Origin of the sequence: Oceanicoccus sagamiensis, assembly GCF_002117105.1 — a bacterium.
Taxonomy (GTDB): domain Bacteria; phylum Pseudomonadota; class Gammaproteobacteria; order Pseudomonadales; family Dasaniaceae; genus Oceanicoccus; species Oceanicoccus sagamiensis.
Map to the genome: position 1 here is coordinate 644,306 of NZ_CP019343.1, position 15,613 is coordinate 659,918.

15 protein-coding genes are annotated in these 15,613 nt (G+C 48.1%); 10 read left to right on the plus strand and 5 right to left on the minus strand.

Annotated features, from left to right (window positions below):
* The first annotated feature begins 9 nt into the window (after positions 1 to 9).
* From BST96_RS02850 to BST96_RS02875, 6 genes are all read left to right on the plus strand, one after another.
* A complete protein-coding gene (locus BST96_RS02850) occupies positions 10 to 1,524 on the plus strand; it encodes an aldehyde dehydrogenase family protein (protein WP_085757235.1) in 1,515 nt (504 codons plus the stop codon).
* 27 nt (positions 1,525 to 1,551) lie between these two features.
* The gene (locus tag BST96_RS02855) at positions 1,552 to 2,094 is read left to right on the plus strand and encodes a cytochrome b (RefSeq protein WP_085757236.1); all 543 of its coding nucleotides are present in this window, start codon (positions 1,552 to 1,554) and stop codon (positions 2,092 to 2,094) included.
* 10 nt (positions 2,095 to 2,104) lie between these two features.
* Positions 2,105 to 2,638, plus strand: a complete 534-nt coding sequence (locus BST96_RS02860) for a c-type cytochrome (RefSeq protein ID WP_085757237.1) — start codon at positions 2,105 to 2,107, stop codon at positions 2,636 to 2,638.
* An 18-nt stretch (positions 2,639 to 2,656) separates the two neighbouring features.
* The gene (locus BST96_RS02865) at positions 2,657 to 2,860 is read left to right on the plus strand and encodes a ubiquinol-cytochrome c reductase iron-sulfur subunit N-terminal domain-containing protein (RefSeq protein ID WP_169713883.1); all 204 of its coding nucleotides are present in this window, start codon (positions 2,657 to 2,659) and stop codon (positions 2,858 to 2,860) included.
* 88 nt (positions 2,861 to 2,948) lie between these two features.
* Positions 2,949 to 3,833: a DUF1838 family protein gene (locus BST96_RS02870; RefSeq protein ID WP_085757239.1), complete on the plus strand. Its 885-nt coding sequence runs from the start codon at positions 2,949 to 2,951 to the stop codon at positions 3,831 to 3,833.
* Positions 3,834 to 3,971: 138 nt separating this feature from the next.
* On the plus strand, positions 3,972 to 5,273 hold the full coding sequence (locus tag BST96_RS02875) for an MFS transporter (protein WP_169713884.1): 1,302 nt from the start codon (positions 3,972 to 3,974) through the stop codon (positions 5,271 to 5,273).
* Positions 5,274 to 5,285: 12 nt separating this feature from the next.
* Here the strand turns inward: BST96_RS02875 and BST96_RS02880 are convergent, their stop codons facing one another.
* Positions 5,286 to 7,295: a tetratricopeptide repeat-containing sulfotransferase family protein gene (locus BST96_RS02880; protein WP_240554883.1), complete on the minus strand. Its 2,010-nt coding sequence runs from the start codon at positions 7,293 to 7,295 to the stop codon at positions 5,286 to 5,288.
* Between the two features lie 82 nt (positions 7,296 to 7,377).
* A complete protein-coding gene (locus BST96_RS02885) occupies positions 7,378 to 9,840 on the minus strand; it encodes a TonB-dependent receptor (RefSeq protein WP_085757241.1) in 2,463 nt (820 codons plus the stop codon).
* 273 nt (positions 9,841 to 10,113) lie between these two features.
* On the opposite strand from BST96_RS02885, the gene BST96_RS02890 reads away from it, so the two are divergent.
* Both BST96_RS02890 and BST96_RS02895 read left to right on the plus strand, forming a co-directional pair.
* A complete protein-coding gene (locus BST96_RS02890; protein ID WP_085757242.1) occupies positions 10,114 to 11,700 on the plus strand; it encodes a BCCT family transporter in 1,587 nt (528 codons plus the stop codon).
* 65 nt (positions 11,701 to 11,765) lie between these two features.
* On the plus strand, positions 11,766 to 12,287 hold the full coding sequence (locus tag BST96_RS02895) for a MarR family winged helix-turn-helix transcriptional regulator (RefSeq protein ID WP_240554884.1): 522 nt from the start codon (positions 11,766 to 11,768) through the stop codon (positions 12,285 to 12,287).
* A gap of 18 nt (positions 12,288 to 12,305) precedes the next feature.
* Here BST96_RS02895 and BST96_RS02900 read toward each other — a convergent pair whose 3' ends face one another.
* From BST96_RS02900 to BST96_RS02910, 3 genes are read right to left on the minus strand one after another with little or no spacing between them, the layout of a single operon-like run.
* A complete protein-coding gene (locus BST96_RS02900) occupies positions 12,306 to 12,788 on the minus strand; it encodes a DUF2846 domain-containing protein (RefSeq protein ID WP_085757243.1) in 483 nt (160 codons plus the stop codon).
* Positions 12,789 to 12,794: 6 nt separating this feature from the next.
* Positions 12,795 to 13,172 carry a carboxymuconolactone decarboxylase family protein gene (locus BST96_RS02905; protein WP_085757244.1) on the minus strand — a complete coding sequence of 126 codons (378 nt, stop codon included), beginning with the start codon at positions 13,170 to 13,172 and terminating at the stop codon, positions 12,795 to 12,797.
* A 25-nt stretch (positions 13,173 to 13,197) separates the two neighbouring features.
* Positions 13,198 to 14,115 carry a LysR family transcriptional regulator gene (locus BST96_RS02910; protein ID WP_085757245.1) on the minus strand — a complete coding sequence of 306 codons (918 nt, stop codon included), beginning with the start codon at positions 14,113 to 14,115 and terminating at the stop codon, positions 13,198 to 13,200.
* Between the two features lie 98 nt (positions 14,116 to 14,213).
* Between BST96_RS02910 and BST96_RS02915 the strand changes: the two genes are divergently transcribed.
* Positions 14,214 to 14,921, plus strand: a complete 708-nt coding sequence (locus BST96_RS02915) for a CoA transferase subunit A (protein WP_085757246.1) — start codon at positions 14,214 to 14,216, stop codon at positions 14,919 to 14,921.
* A gap of 4 nt (positions 14,922 to 14,925) precedes the next feature.
* A complete protein-coding gene (locus BST96_RS02920) occupies positions 14,926 to 15,582 on the plus strand; it encodes a 3-oxoacid CoA-transferase subunit B (RefSeq protein ID WP_085757247.1) in 657 nt (218 codons plus the stop codon).
* Positions 15,583 to 15,613: the final 31 nt, after the last annotated feature.

A 15,613-nucleotide genomic window follows, 5' to 3' on the forward strand; every position in this document is an offset into this window, starting at 1 on the left:
GTAAATATAATGAACATAGAAACCGAGTATTTAAAGCCCAGCGACCCCGATGCACAGGCATTTCTGGATCGTCAGCAGCATAGGATGTTTATTAATAATGAGTGGGTTGATGCTGCCAGTGGTGAACAGATTGAAACATTCAATCCTGCTACCGGTGAATTGCTGGGGAAAATTGCAGCCGGTGACAGTGACGATGTTGACCGCGCGGTAAAAGCAGCGCGCCATGCGCTGGAAGAAGGTGAATGGTCACGATTTACACCACGCCAAAGAGAAGCCGTACTATGGAAGCTGGCTGATCTGGTGGATAAACATAGGCAAGAGTTGGCAGAACTGGAAACCATTGATCAGGGCAAGCCCATCTATGTTAGCCAGGCTGAAGTGCCTATTATCTCGGAAGACTTTCGTTTTTATGCTGGCATGTGTACCAAGATCGAAGGTGAAACTTTTACCACATCGATTGACTGGCTGCCTGAAGGCAAAGAAGTGTTTTCTTATACCAGCAAAGAACCCGTTGGTGTTGTTGGTGCCATTGTGCCCTGGAATTCGCCACTTATTATGGCGGCATTTAAATTAGCTCCCGCTTTGGCAGCAGGTTGTAGCGTAGTGTTAAAACCTGCCGAACTCACCTCACTGACAACGATTCGTCTGGCTGAACTGATTAAAGAAGCAGGTTTTCCACCTGGTGCCGTCAATATCGTTACCGGTTATGGCCATACTGCCGGAGCCGCTATCGCCGCTCACCCGGATATCGATAAAGTGGCCTTCACAGGTTCAACCAATACGGGTCGCGCGATAATGGATGGCGCCAAAAGTAATCTAAAGAAAGTCAGTCTTGAATTGGGCGGAAAGTCGCCAATGATTTTTCTGGAAGACTGCAATATCGAACAGGCCATCGCCGGTGCTGCCAATGCCATCAGCTGGAATAACGGGCAGATTTGTTTAGCCGGTTCGCGGCTCTATGCCCATAAAAATATTTTTGATCAATTGGTTGAAGGTATCAGCAATGTATTGGGCTCTATGACAATAGGTAACGGCCTGAATCCGGAAACAGCTATTGGTCCTATGGTTAGCCCGACTCAGGCAAATCGTATTATGTCTTATGTGCAATCCGGACTTGAGGATGGCGCCGAAGCTGATATCGGCGGGCAAAAAATCGGTTCAGACAGTGGCTGTTATGTACCACCAACTGTAATGGTCAACACCAATCATGATATGAGCTGTGTACAGGAAGAAATTTTTGGCCCGGTACTAAGCTGTATGCCCTTTGATGATATTGATGAAGTGATCAAACTGGCCAATGATTCTATTTATGGTTTGGGCGCCAGTGTTTGGACTGAAAGCCACTCCAGCGCTATTAAACTCTCTAAACAGATTAAATCCGGTACCGTCTGGATCAATAGCCATTTAATCTTTGATGCCAGCTTACCCATCGGCGGCTATAAGCAATCCGGCTTTGGCCGTGACCGCGGTGTACAGGCGGTAGAGAATTACTTAGAAACAAAAACCGTTATTTCAACGATTTAAACTTTTATATAACAAGAGGCAAACTCGATGTTAGCTAAAGATCATGCAGCCGGTTACAGCGCTACCACAGTGGTACTGTCGTGGCTGGTGCTAATCAGTTTTACCACCACATTTATAGTATCTGTGTCCTGGCCTACTCTGGACGTTAGTGACCCGGTACGCGATTACCGCCGCCTGCTGCATATGAGCTGTGGCGTGGTCACCGCTATACTGATTGTCTTGCGCTTAATCTGGTGGTGCAAAAACCCTTTTCCCAAAGCCCCCAAGGGTATGCCAGACAATGAGTTTGGTTTATCCAGAATCCTGGTGCTGTTTTTCTATATCGATATTTTAGGGCTGGCCATTACCGGCTTTATGAATAGCTGGGCAATGTCTTATGAAGTGAGCTTTCTGGGTTTGTTTACTCTGCCCATTATCGGTGGCACCACCGTTAGCTTTGCCGGTTATTTCCATAGTGCCTTTCTGTTTTTTAATAACTGTATGATGCTGAGTTTTGTACTGATCAATCTGTATCACAGTCTGCGTTACAAAGTGGGATTCCGCCGTTGGCTTCCCGGTTCAATGGCCTAGGGGGAATATCATGGAACATTTAAATTACTCAAAAAATGCCAAGACACTGCATGTCGCCTTTTTCAGCCTGATACTACTAGGCTGCTGCCTGGTGCCCTATTTCTGGTTTGGTGTAGTGCCGATTAAGTCGGATCGTCAGGTAGAGACAGAATATATTGATGTCACATTATCGCCAATCATGCCAGAAGATGAGCTGGAACGAGATGTGCTGCTGGAAGAATTCCGCTGGTGCCGCTACTGCCATGTTATGCAACCGGGCCACCCGGATGAACCCGGCCCAAGCCTGTATAAAATCTTTGGCCGCCGCGCAGCAACTGTGCCCGGTTTTTATTACTCCGATGTTTTCCTGCAAGCCGGTGAGGATAAGCTCTACTGGACGGAACAAACCATTGATGAGTTTATTACTGACCCACAGAAATATTTACCCGGTAACCGCATGTTCCACGGCCCGATTTTTATTGACGACCCTGAACGCCGTAAACGTGTTATTAACCTGTTAAAAAAATGGACTGCTGAAGGCAGTACCTATGGCAAGAAGCATTAACCTACAATGGAAACTATTATGAAAACAACTCGCCGGGATTTTTTAAGTTATTCCGCTACCACCACTGCGGTAGTGGGCAGCGGCCTAGCTCTTAACACAAACGCCAATAACACAGCAGCCCACCCAAACCAACTTGAATTGGACAGACTCTCAGCGCTGCCTTTTGCCAGTGCCGCAATGCCAGCCCAATTTAGCATAGCCGCCGATATTTCCGCCAAGTAGGGTGGATTATAATCCACCAAACTGCCACGCAAAGGTGGATTGTAATCCACCCTACGACAGTTAATTTTTTATAGCCAGGTAAAACACTATGATGACACTTAAAGGGTTTAACGATTCGCGCCTACCAGCGGATTTCCCTATCAACCTTAATGACCCACAAACCAATCTTACTCAGTTTTCCCGCTTAATGGGCAGCACGAACCCTGAAGTGGAAACCTATGGATACTACGGTGGTCATTTATTTGCTTCGATCGATGGCAAAAAAATGATTCCTCTGTTGGGAATTGAAGGTGTCGGTGTAAGCCGCCTTGAAACTCAGCCCAATGGCGAAGTTAAGGCTTTTCACCGTGAGATTGGTTATTACTCGGATATCCGTACCGGAAAATATATTGATAGCTGGCACAACCCGCTGATTGATGACACTATTGAAATCTATCATATTAAAAATATGCAGGTGAATGCCAAACTGGCAGCCATTAATGAAATGGAATTTGATGGCCATATGATTAAAGTCCCCTTTCCTTCCAAATGGGATTTTATGGGCGCTACGGGCGTAAATAATTTTGAATTACATATGGAACTGCCTACTATTTTAGATCAGGCAAAATGGCCACGGGAATACCCGGGACCGACAACTAAAATCTCTGAGATGTTTATGCGCCAGTTTGATACGGCTGATTTACTCAATCCAAAGCTGGATAGCATCCCTAATATGGGTTCATGGTCAAGGGTTTCTACCTGGTTCCCATGGATGTTAATGGGTGAGATTCCTGGAGAGATCGTATTCAGAACTCACTCGCTTAAGCTGCGTAATGGCATTGATGATATTCCCAAACAGTTGCGTGATAAAATTGAAAAAGAAGATCCTGAAAATCTGGTCGCACCACTGGCATCCAGCTGGGGCAAGCCGAATGAGTCTTCTTTTACCAATTTCTTAAGAGACCGCCAACCGGCACCGATGCCTAAGAAGTAAACATAGCGTAAAAATATCGTCACGCCCGCCGTAGGGTGGATTACAATCCACCAAACCTATCCACGATAGTTTAACAATGGTGGATTATAATCCACCCTACGGCGGCAATTTTTTAACCCACAAAGAAGAATGAAAATTATGACTGACGGCGTTCGCATTGGCCCCATCACACTGAATAACGGCATTACCAAGCGCAATGCCCTTACGTTCTTCTATGCGTCATTTTTTACCGTGGGTATTATTAGCTTTATGAGTTTTATGCAGCCCTATGTGCTGACAGAAAATCTCAATATCCCCGCTGATGAGCAAGGCGCTTCCACCAGTATTCTGGCCTTTACCTATGAACTGGTCATGCTGTTATTAATCGCTCCCTTTGGCGCACTGGCCGATAAAATTGGCCGCCGCCCAATTTATTGTCTGGGTTTTTTATGGGTTGGTGTCTCACTGGTTATTTTTCCTCTGGCTGAAACCATGACCCAATTGGTGATGGGACGTATGTTTTTTGCCGTCGGTGCGGCGGCGGTAACCAGTATGATGGCAACTGTACTGGCCGATTATCCGCAGGAGCGCTCGCGTGGCTTTATGGTAGCGATGTCGGGTATTGCCAATGGTCTCGGTGCGGTGACACTGGTGATTGGTATGTCGCAACTACCCGCACTGTTTAAATCCATGGGCTACTCCACGTTAATGTCTGGTCGTTTTACATATGCTATAGCAGCCTGCCTCTGTGTCGTTACCACAATCATTGTGTTCCGGGGGCTCTCAACACTTAAGCCCTCTGATGGTAAAAAAGATAAAGAAGATATTCGCCAGTTATTAAAAGAAGGCTTACAGGAAGCCCGTAAAAATCCCCGTATTGCCGTCGCCTGTATCGAAGCGTTTATCGCCCGCGGTGATCTGATGGTCGTCTCAGTATTCTTTAGTCTTTGGGCTAATCAGGCGGGTTTAGCACAGGGTATGGATTTGGAAACCGCGATTAAAACCGCCGGTAGTTTTCTGATTATTATTCAGTTAACCAGTTTGGTCTGGGCACCGATCTGGGGAATTATTCTGGACAGGGTGGATCGACTAACGGCGGTTGTGATCGCCATGTTTTTGGCAACGATTGGTTATTTATGGGTAGGCTTTTCCCCCAGCCCGATTGTCGCTGCCTTTATCCCCGCAGCCATTATGTTAGGTATTGGTGAATTTAGCGCCATCCTTGCAGGCATTACTCTGGTAGGGCAAGAAGCACCTAAAGAAATTCGCGGCTCGGTGGTAGGTTTATTTAACTTCTGTGGCTCGTTTGGTATTTTATGTATTTCTCTGGTGGGTGGTTATGTCTATGACGCTTGGCGCCCCGGCGCACCTTTTATTGTGGTGGGTATGATTAACGCTATCATTCTGGTAATCGCTCTTACCGTTCGCCTAAAAGTAGGTTACCGGCCGCCGGTAAAATAAGGCGTCGAAGTCTTAGCCCGAAGGGTAATCAGCCAATGCCTCAGCCAGCTTATTACTCAGCGGCTCAAGATCGGCAGAAAAGTGCTGCCACTGCTCAAGCCCACTTCGATACACAGGCTGCCTGACCTGTTCTGAACTGGCTGTTCTAACGGAACGTTTGGTTTCGTGAAAGGATAAACAGGCCGCTTCAAAAGGCAGGCCGCAAAAATCCAGCAAACGCCTAACCTGCCCTTCCAAATCCTCCACTACCTCTTCATATTGCATACGTAATACTTGCCCCGGCAAGACCTGGTCCCAATGCGCCATCAAAGCGACATAGTCTTTATAGTATTGCGCCATATCCTCAAGGCTATAGCTAAACTCCTGCCCCTCAGCAAATAGCTGCTTATAGTTACTAAAGCAACAGGCCATGGGGTGGCGGCGAGTATCGATAATTTTGGCATTGGGTAATATCAGTTTGATTAGGCCAATATGGCGAAAGTTATTCGGCATTTTATCGATAAAAAACGGTGCGCCTTTGCGGTGAATCGCAGTATCTTTAATAAACTGTTCGCCCATGCTGTGCAGCTCATCCGCGGTTAGGTCTTCCAGTATCTGCGGATAGGGTTTGCTATCGTCCCCCTTACCCTGACGACGAAGTTTTTGCGCCATCGCCAAAATATTGGGTAGTTCAAGCGTGCCATCCACTTGGCTATGGGAAGAAAGTATTTGTTCTAACATGGTGGAACCGGACCGGGGCAAACCCAAAATAAAGATCGGGTCTGCTGCATTATGGCCCTGCCCTTGATGGGCAGCAAAAAAATCCGTGCTACAAACATCGCGCTGAGCCATTAATTCTTCAGTCATTTTATCAGCATCGTAACCACTACTATTGCGCTTTAACTCGTTACCCAATTGGTAGTACTTAAAAGATTGACGGTAGTCTTTATTGTCTTCATAGGCTTTGCCCAAGGCAAAATATAAATAAGCCCGTTCCATCAGAGAGTGCTCTGGATTCCCTTCTTGCGCCAGCATCCGGCTGATTTCTTGCTCAGTAAATTGATAAGTTTTTAAATTGGCTAAAGAGTAATAGGCTTCACCATGCTGGGGCCGGGTAGTAATAGCCGTGTTATAAGCATCAACCGCCTGCTGATAGCGTCCCATGGTTTTTAAGGCATGCCCTTTTGAGGTCAGGGTAATGGGGTCATTGGGTAGCTTGGCCAAGACGCGATCAAAATAGGTCAGCGCCTGATCATAGTCACCGGTTTGCATTAATTCGATCGCGTAGATCGATTGGAACTGGGGGTTTTCAGGGGCTTGCTGTAATAAGGTACTGGCTTCTTCCAGAGCCTTGCCAAAACGCTGTCGTTTTCTTAGCACCTGAATATAATCAGTGCGAACTTTGGCATTGGCCGGCTCGAATAGCACAGCGCTTTCCAATAAAAATTCTGCTTCATCCATCGCCCCTAAACGCTGACCGATATCCGCTAACAGGCGCATAGCCTCAACATGACGGGGCGCAGACTGTAAAAATTTGCGGCAAAGGTTTTCAGCTTTAAGAATTTTCCCCTGGGCTAACAAATCTTTTGCGGCAATCAAATGCTTGGGACTGGCTTGCAACTGCGCCAATTCCGCCTGAGCCTGAGACGCGGCTTGAGGCTTGCCCAAAGCCGTAAAAAGATCAACCTGCGCCTGCCAACTGGCAATCAGTGCCGGGTTATTTTTGCAGGCTCGCACAAAGGCCTGCACCGCTTGCTCTGGCTGCTGCCGGGCCATAAGCAAGTGCCCCTGCTCCTGATGGGCACGGCCATGGTCAGGGGCAAGCTGAATCAGCTGGCTTAATGTCGCTGCCGCCTGCTCATAGTGTTTTTGATAGCGATAACACACCGCCGCCATATATAAGGCATCAATATCCTTTGGCTGCTTGTCAAGATGCGCTAATAGCTGGGCCAGCGCCTGATCAAATTGCTGACTCGCCATTAACTGCTGGATGGCCGCCCCATCAATTGATGCTGGCGGGCTTGTTTTTTCTTGCTCTGTCACGCTGCTCTCTCTGAAATGAAAAACGCCCCATGCGGAGCGTTTTAGTTAGCACTAATGTAGTTTACCGTAAACGGTAAACGGATTAGAAGTTATAAGAGAACCTGACACCACCGGTCATAGGCCGCGAGACGGTAATACGTTCGCGGTCATAGTTGAAGTTGCCAGACACTTCAGCCTGCTCGTCGGTCAGGTTATCGATATATAACTCCGCGGTCCATTGGTCGTTAGAAACACCGGCAGTCACACCTACCATCACCCAGCTATCTAACTGCATGCGGTTGATGGTGATAATATCGGTATAAGACTCATCGGAGTAAGACAGATGCGGCATCACATGTGCCGTATTGCCATTAGCCAGAGTCCACTCATAACGAGCCTGGAGGTTAGCCTGTAATTCAGGGGCAAAAGCCAGTTCATCCCCTTTATTCACATCACCGGTAGGAATTAACACATCGGTAATTTCGGTATCCAGAATCGAGAAGCCACCACTGACGATAAGACCTTCAATGGATTGCGGCTGCCAGGTAACGTCACCTTCCATACCGACCACTTCTGCATCCGCGGCATTTTCCGTGAAGAACAGGTTGGCAATACTGGGATCAAAGATACCCGTTTGCATACGCTCAATTTCAACCATAAAGATGCTACCGTTAAAGCGCAGCGAGCCGTCTAACAGGTCAGTTTTCCAACCAAACTCATAGTTGGTAACTTCATCGGTTTCAATGGTAAACGGTACGGTATAACCGGCACCATTGCTGGCACCCCCGGGACGGTTAAGCAAGCCCGGGCGGAAACCTTCAGACCACAGCACGTAGAACAACAGGTCATCGCTTGGGGTCCAGGTAAAGCTAACCTTGCCAATCACGCCTTCATCATTTGCGGTATCGGTAAATAGCTCATCCAGGTTATTACCCGCATTATTATCAACGGTGGCACCAAAGTTACCGAAGGAACCGGCGGCACTACCTTTAAGGTCGACTTCAACATCGTACCAGCGCGCACCAATGGTGGTAGAAAACTGATCGGAGATATCAAAGCTTAACTCACCAAATGCGGCCAACTGCTCATCGGTACGCAGTACATCATTGCGGAACACCACACCTTCTGGCCACTGGCCTTTATATTTGGTCGACGCTCCCTGCGCGGAAAAATTAGGGCCAAAGCCTACGGAAACACCATCAGCGGCAATAGCACTGTTAGAACCGGGGTAAGTAAAGGAGTTAACTTCCCTTAGCTCAAGGTCACTGTAGAAGGCACCAAAGGTAGCGCGCAGTCGTGCACTTGAGTCGGTAGAGAAACGAATCTCGTGGGTTTGCACTTCGGTTTCTGTTTCACTTTTTACAAACAGATTAGGTGCCTGACAGGTGCCCGACGGATCTGCACCACCAGGGTAAGAGACCGAGTAATCACAAATATAATAAGGGATATACTGGCCAACAAATAAGTAGTCGGTGTAATCGACAAACTGGTCGGTATCACGGTCGGTAAAGGCACCGGTATAAACCGCTTCCAGTTCCGCAATCCGGCCCTGCAAGGTCCAGCTAAAGTTCTCGAAAGAATCTTCCATGCTATCTCTTTCATAGCGCTGGATTTCATAATCATCAAGATCAGGGTCAACAAAGAATACGCCTTCTGCATCCAGAGTCTGCTGCGCTGCACCGACGAGTAAATTCCAATCTTCATTAATATCCCACAGGGCGCTAAAGCGGCTACCGGCATAGGTCGCTTCGTTAAAATCATCTTCTGTGCGAGCACCGTTATCGGCCTTCAGAAAGTTAACATTGCTCAAGTCAGCTGTAGATTGAAAGCCAGCACGTAAACCACTGACGGGAACGCCATTGGCTCTAACAGTACCTTCAGGTCTAAAGCGTGCACTGGACGAAGCATCAACGGTACCCGCCACATTATCAATATAACCGCCCTGGTTATCGACATAGCCTACCGCGCGAACGGTGAGGTTATCAGTGACCGGGAAGTTAACGACACCTTCGGCATTATTGCTGGGCTCGCCACCTTTGGTATAGGCGGTGCCAAATTTTAATTTACCGCCAAAACCGGAAGGGTCCGGCTTATTAGTAATCAGGCGGATAGTACCGGCCTGAGAACTGGCACCATAGAGCGTACCCTGTGGGCCAGCTAATACTTCTACTCGCGCCATATCAGCGGTGTAGACATCCAGGTTACGGCCGGGCTGTGACAGCGGCTGCTCATCCAGATACAGCGCGACGTTAGGGGATAGACCCGCTACACCCGCCGTGGTCAGGTTGGGTGTAGTAGAGGCGATACCGCGAATATAGATCGTATTTTGGCCTGGGCCACCACCACCGGCGGTAACACCGGGCAGCTGAATCAGGTAGTCAGAAAAGTTGGCAACCCCCATTTGCTCAAGGGATTCCTCCCCCAGGGCGGTCACTGTCACCGGGATATCCTGGGTGCTGGCAGAACGCTTGGTAGCGGTAACCATCACTTCTTCGATTTGCGCAATCGATGGCGTGCTTATGCTGGCTGCAACGATGGCGCCAGCCAGTACTTTACGTTGAAACATTGTCTCCCCTTGTCTGTCACCAGATTTAATTAGATTTAATTATTGTATCGGTGTGCCATTGGCTTATTATTTTTATAGCACTTATAATATTTAGAACACTAACTATTTTATTCCGACAAGCACACTAATAACAAGGCCAAGCCACTAAAATAGGCACTTTAATTCGGAAGCAAGCACCACATATATTAAGAACTCTAAACAAATAGCCCATTAACGGGCTATTAAAGCCACCAAATTCCATAGACATCTAAATAATATCCCCACCGAGGCATTATGCAGCAGAAAAACAGCGGCACTCAGCACTACCCCATCGATTACGAAGTGGGCCAGGATAATGTGGAAATTATGGGCATGGATATCCATAACCCGGTGTTCTTTCTTAGCTCGCTGCTGATTATTTTGTTTGTCACCGGCACGATTATTTACCCGGAAGGGGCCAATACCCTGCTCAATGATGTTAAAGCCTGGTGCCTGACTAACTTTGACTGGTTTTTAATGGGCTCCGCCAATTTTCTATTGCTGTTTTGTATTGGTCTGGCTGCCTCCCCCTTTGGTCGTATTCGACTGGGTGGCGCCAAAGCTCAACCGGACTTCTCGCGGATGTCCTGGTTCTCTATGTTATTTGCCGCCGGTATGGGTATAGGACTGATGTTTTGGGGCGTGGCCGAACCGATGGCCTATTTTAGTGGCTGGGGCGGCACCCCCTTTGCGGTTGAGGCTTTTAGTGATGATGCCGCGGCACTGGCCATACCGGCAACGCTCTATCACTGGGGCTTTCACGCCTGGTCTATTTATGCGGTGGTGGGCCTGGCGCTGGCCTTTTTCTATTACAACAAGGGTATGCCCCTAACCATTCGCTCGGTGTTTTATCCTTTATTTGGTGACCGGGTCTGGGGCTGGTTAGGCCATGGCATTGATATCCTGGCAGTACTGGCAACTATTTTTGGCCTTGCCACCTCTCTCGGGCTTGGCGCATCACAAGTCTCGGCCGGGCTAAATTTTCTATTTGGTATTCCCGACCAATTGAATACCAAAATCGGTATTGTTATTGGCGTCACCTTTATCGCGGTTATTTCTGTGTTCCGTGGTTTAGAGGGGGGGGTCAAAGTACTTAGCAATATCAATATGCTGGTGGCCTTCCTGCTGTTTTTGTTTGTTTTTTTTGCAGGCCCAACGCAAGCCATAGTTAACGGCATTCTGGCAACAACCGGGACTTATATTGCTCAGCTAATCCCCTTAAGTCTTTGGAGCGATCGCCCCGACACCCAATGGATGCAGGACTGGACAGTATTTTACTGGGCCTGGTGGGTTAGTTGGTCACCATTTGTCGGTATGTTTATCGCCCGTATCTCAAAGGGCCGCACCCTGCGGGAATTTATTATTGCCGTACTACTAGTCCCTGTAGTGGTAACGCTGTTATGGATGAGCACCTTTGGTGTTAGCGCACTGGTGCAAGCGCAAAATGGTATTGGTGAACTGGCCAATGGCCTAAGCTCTCCAAGCCTTGCGACCTTTCAAATGCTGCAACAACTTCCCCTGGCGCAACTCACCACTGGCTTAGGAATTATGTTAGTGATGGTATTTTTTGTAACCTCCTCTGACTCTGGCTCTCTGGTCATCGATAGTATTACCGCAGGCGGCAAACTGGATGCACCAATACCGCAGCGTATCTTTTGGGCGGTGATGGGCGGACTGATTGCTGGAACTTTATTATTTGGTGGCGGCAAAGCAGCACTCAGCGCACTGCAAGCGGGAGCTATTGCTACCGGCCTACCCTTTACTCTAGTGCTATTAACCATGTGCGGTAGCTTGATTATTGGCTTAAGCAAGGAACGCTCGCACCTGCCCAAGACCCACTGAGTACTGGCAAAGCTCGGGTTTTTATTGAATAATCGCGCAAAATCGATTCACTCAGGAGTCTCGCCTTGGACCGCATTGATGAAGTGCTTATTTCCCTGCGTCGTATTATTCGCGCCACGGATATGCATTCAAAATATCTGGCCAAAACTACCGGCCTCACCTCGCCGCAGGTTTTACTGTTGCAAACTATCCGCAATAAAGGCCAGGTTACCATTGGTGAACTTGCCAATGAGATGAGCCTTAGCGCGGCAACTATTACCACCATTCTTGACCGACTTGAAAAACGCGAACTGGTTTATCGCGAGCGCTCCACGGAAGATAAGCGAAAAGTTCATGCCTACTTAACCGATGCTGCCACCGAGGTGCTAAAAACATCACCCACACCGCTGCAAGAACAATTTACCAAACAGTTTTCAGATTTACATGACTGGGAACAAATGATGATTATTGCGTCACTGCAACGGGTTGGTCAGATGATGAACGCCCAACATCTGGATGCCTCCCCGGTATTGGATATCGGCACCCTGGACCGGCAAGGGGCAGGTGCCCATAAAAACGAAGCCTACCCAACACCCAACGAAGAATAGCTTAGATAAGCCTTATGATTATTGGCTCATTGAGAGCCTCGAATCTTTGATTTCATAAATGGCATCATCGGGCTCTACCGGGGTTAAGAATAAGAGATGATCCATACCCGGCTTACCTAAGACATTACTTTTGGGATCATAACGCACCATCAAACGATAGAAATTATGCGTGCCCGGCTTTACCTTTAAGCTGCGTTTAATATCCCGAAATGACCAGTCTGCGTTTTCCGTTAGCCCGGTAATACGAATCGGGTATTCGCCTGCCGGTAGCACCACAAACTGATAACCATCAGCATCCAATATTCCTAAAGAAACCCCATCAATAAAAACCTCAGGCGATTCCAGCGCCTTGCCATTTAAGCCAATATTGGGCCGGTAAATATAAATAGCCCCAGTACCCTGAGCCAATTTTTCCTCTTTATAATAGCTGCCAGTGGCCTGGCATCCCCAAAGTATGGCAGCAACGCTGAACAGCAAAAACAAGCTTCGGATGATTTTCATAACCAACTACTCCTGGTAACTATCAATAACATCTCTTGCCACCCGCATAGCTGCCAAAGCGGCCGGATAGCCGCAATAGGCTGCTGAGTGCATAATAATTTCGCGAATTTCTTCGGGGCTAACCCCATTATTTAGCGCCCCGCGTAAATGCCCTTTTAACTCACCGTGCGCCTGCAAGGCAATTAGCATCGACACGGTAACTATACTGCGGGTTTTATGCTCTAAACCATCCCGCGTCCAAACACCGCCCCAGACATGCTCCATAGCAGCATCTTGCAGTGGCCGATCAAAGTCAGTGGCATTACCCAAAGAGGCATCGACATGCTTAGTCCCCATCACTTTGCGGCGAATGTCTTCACCGATGGTTAAATCTTCAATACTCATACAAGCTCCAGATTAAATAAGATAGTTAGATGCCACCGGCAAAGGTTTGTTGCAGGGTGGCTGCCATGGCCTCACAGGCAGCGGATAAAGGATAACGGCGACTGGTAATAATGCCAACCTGCTGGCGGATACTGGGTTTAATTAAAGGCAGGCAGTGTGCGCCCAACTCATTCATCTGTTGCTGGCACAAAGAAGGTACCACACTAACCCCTAAACCATTGGCCACCATGCGCCCGATAGTAGCCAGCTGATGGGTTTCAAAAGCGGGTGAGAGCGACAAACCTTCGCTGGCAAACTCATCAGCAATCAATTCACGTACACGGGAAGGCGCTTGCAGGGCAATAAAATCGGTAGCCAATAATTTACCCGCACTGACCCGTTTCTGTTGTAGCAAACCATGGCCGCTGGGTAACACGGCAACAAAACGGTCTTCAAATAGCGGGGTAAAGATCAGGTCATCGCTATCACCGGGGTCAAAACTAATACCCAGCTCTACGCGCCCACTACGCACCATCGCTACCACCTCTTCAGCAATCACATCATTAAGGGCAATTTTTACCGCGGGGTAATTATCCCGAAAATCTCGAATGGCAATCGGTAGCTGGTTACCGGCAAAAGACGGCATGGCAGCGATGCTGATTTTACCTTCGCGCAGAGCAAAGCGGTTATGCAGATTATCTAAAGCGCCATCCCAGTCTGCCAATAACCTTAAGGCTACCGGGTAAAAGCTCTCCCCTTCCGGGGTCATGGCAAAGGTTCTGGTGGTGCGTATTAATAATTGCCCACCCAGAGCCACCTCCAACATTTTAATAGCGCTGCTTAAAGCCGGCTGCGATAAATGGATAGCCACGGCAGCTTCAGCAAAGCTATTGGACTGGACCACGGCCACAAAGGCCCGAACCTGTTTTAAGGTGACATTGGCAGTGGAGGCTCTCTGACTCATTATTCGATTAAATCTATCAATTTATCCAATTTATTCATTTGATTAATATAATAGACTGCGCCATGGTTGGCAACAAAGTAGCTTGAGGAGTTTGACGAATGGCGGGTTTTGACAAAGTAGTGGACAGTTATGAGCAGGCAATGGAAGGGCTTGCCGATGGCATGACCATTTTGGCCGGTGGCTTTGGTTTATGTGGTATTCCCGAGAATCTGATTAGTGAAATCAAGCGCCGGGGCGCCCGCGACCTGACGGTGGTTTCCAATAATTGTGGCATCGATGGTTTTGGTTTGGGGGTCTTGCTTGAAGACCAGCAAATTAAAAAAATGGTGTCTTCTTATGTCGGTGAAAATAAGCTGTTTGAACAACAGCTATTAAACAGCACACTGGAAGTAGAGTTAACACCACAGGGCACACTGGCAGAAAAAATGCGCGCAGGTGGTGCAGGTATTCCCGCCTTTTATACCGCCACCGGCTACGGCACCGAAGTGGGCCAAGGCAAAGAAGTTAAAATCTTTAATGACCGCCACTATATTCTGGAAGAGTCCATCACTGGTGATTTTGCTATCGTTAAAGCCTGGAAGGCTGACCGCTATGGCAATTTAATCTATCGCCACACCGCACAAAACTTTAACCCCATGGCCGCTACTGCGGGAAAAATCACCGTGGTGGAAGTTGAAGAGATTGTTGAGCCAGGGGAATTGGACCCCACCCATATTCACACCCCCGGCATTTATGTGGACCGTCTGATTTTAGGCAGCTTTGAAAAACGCATTGAACAACGCACTGTTCGCAAGGACCAGGAGTAAGCAAATGGCTTTAAATAGAGAACAATTGGCCATGCGCGTGGCCCAGGAATTAAGCGATGGTTTTTATGTCAATCTGGGTATTGGCATTCCTACTCTGGTAGCTAACTATGTCCCTAAGGGGATGGAAGTGATGCTGCAATCGGAAAACGGCTTACTCGGTATGGGCCCCTTCCCCACCGAAGATGACATTGATGCGGATATGATTAATGCGGGTAAGCAAACCGTCACTGCTGTAACGGGTGCTTCAATTTTTTCTTCAGCCGAGTCTTTTGCCATGATTCGCGGCGGCCATGTTGACCTGACTGTACTCGGCGCCTTTGAGGTGGATGTTATGGGCAATATCGCCTCCTATATGATTCCCGGCAAATTAATTAAGGGCATGGGCGGCGCTATGGACCTGGTAGCCGGGGCAGATAATATTGTGGTGACTATGACCCATGCCTCCAAACATGGCGACTCAAAATTACTGCCACAATGTACCTTGCCACTGACCGGTGCAGCCTGTATTAAAAAAGTCGTGACCGATTTAGCCTATATCGAAATAGCCGACGGTAAATTCTGGCTTAAAGAACGAGCACCGGGTGTTTCGGTCGATGAAATCATCCAAAAAACGGCGGGCGAATTAGTGGTGCCGGAAACTGTCCCCGAGATGAGCTTTTAATAAAACAAATACTTAAAAACACTGGAGAAAC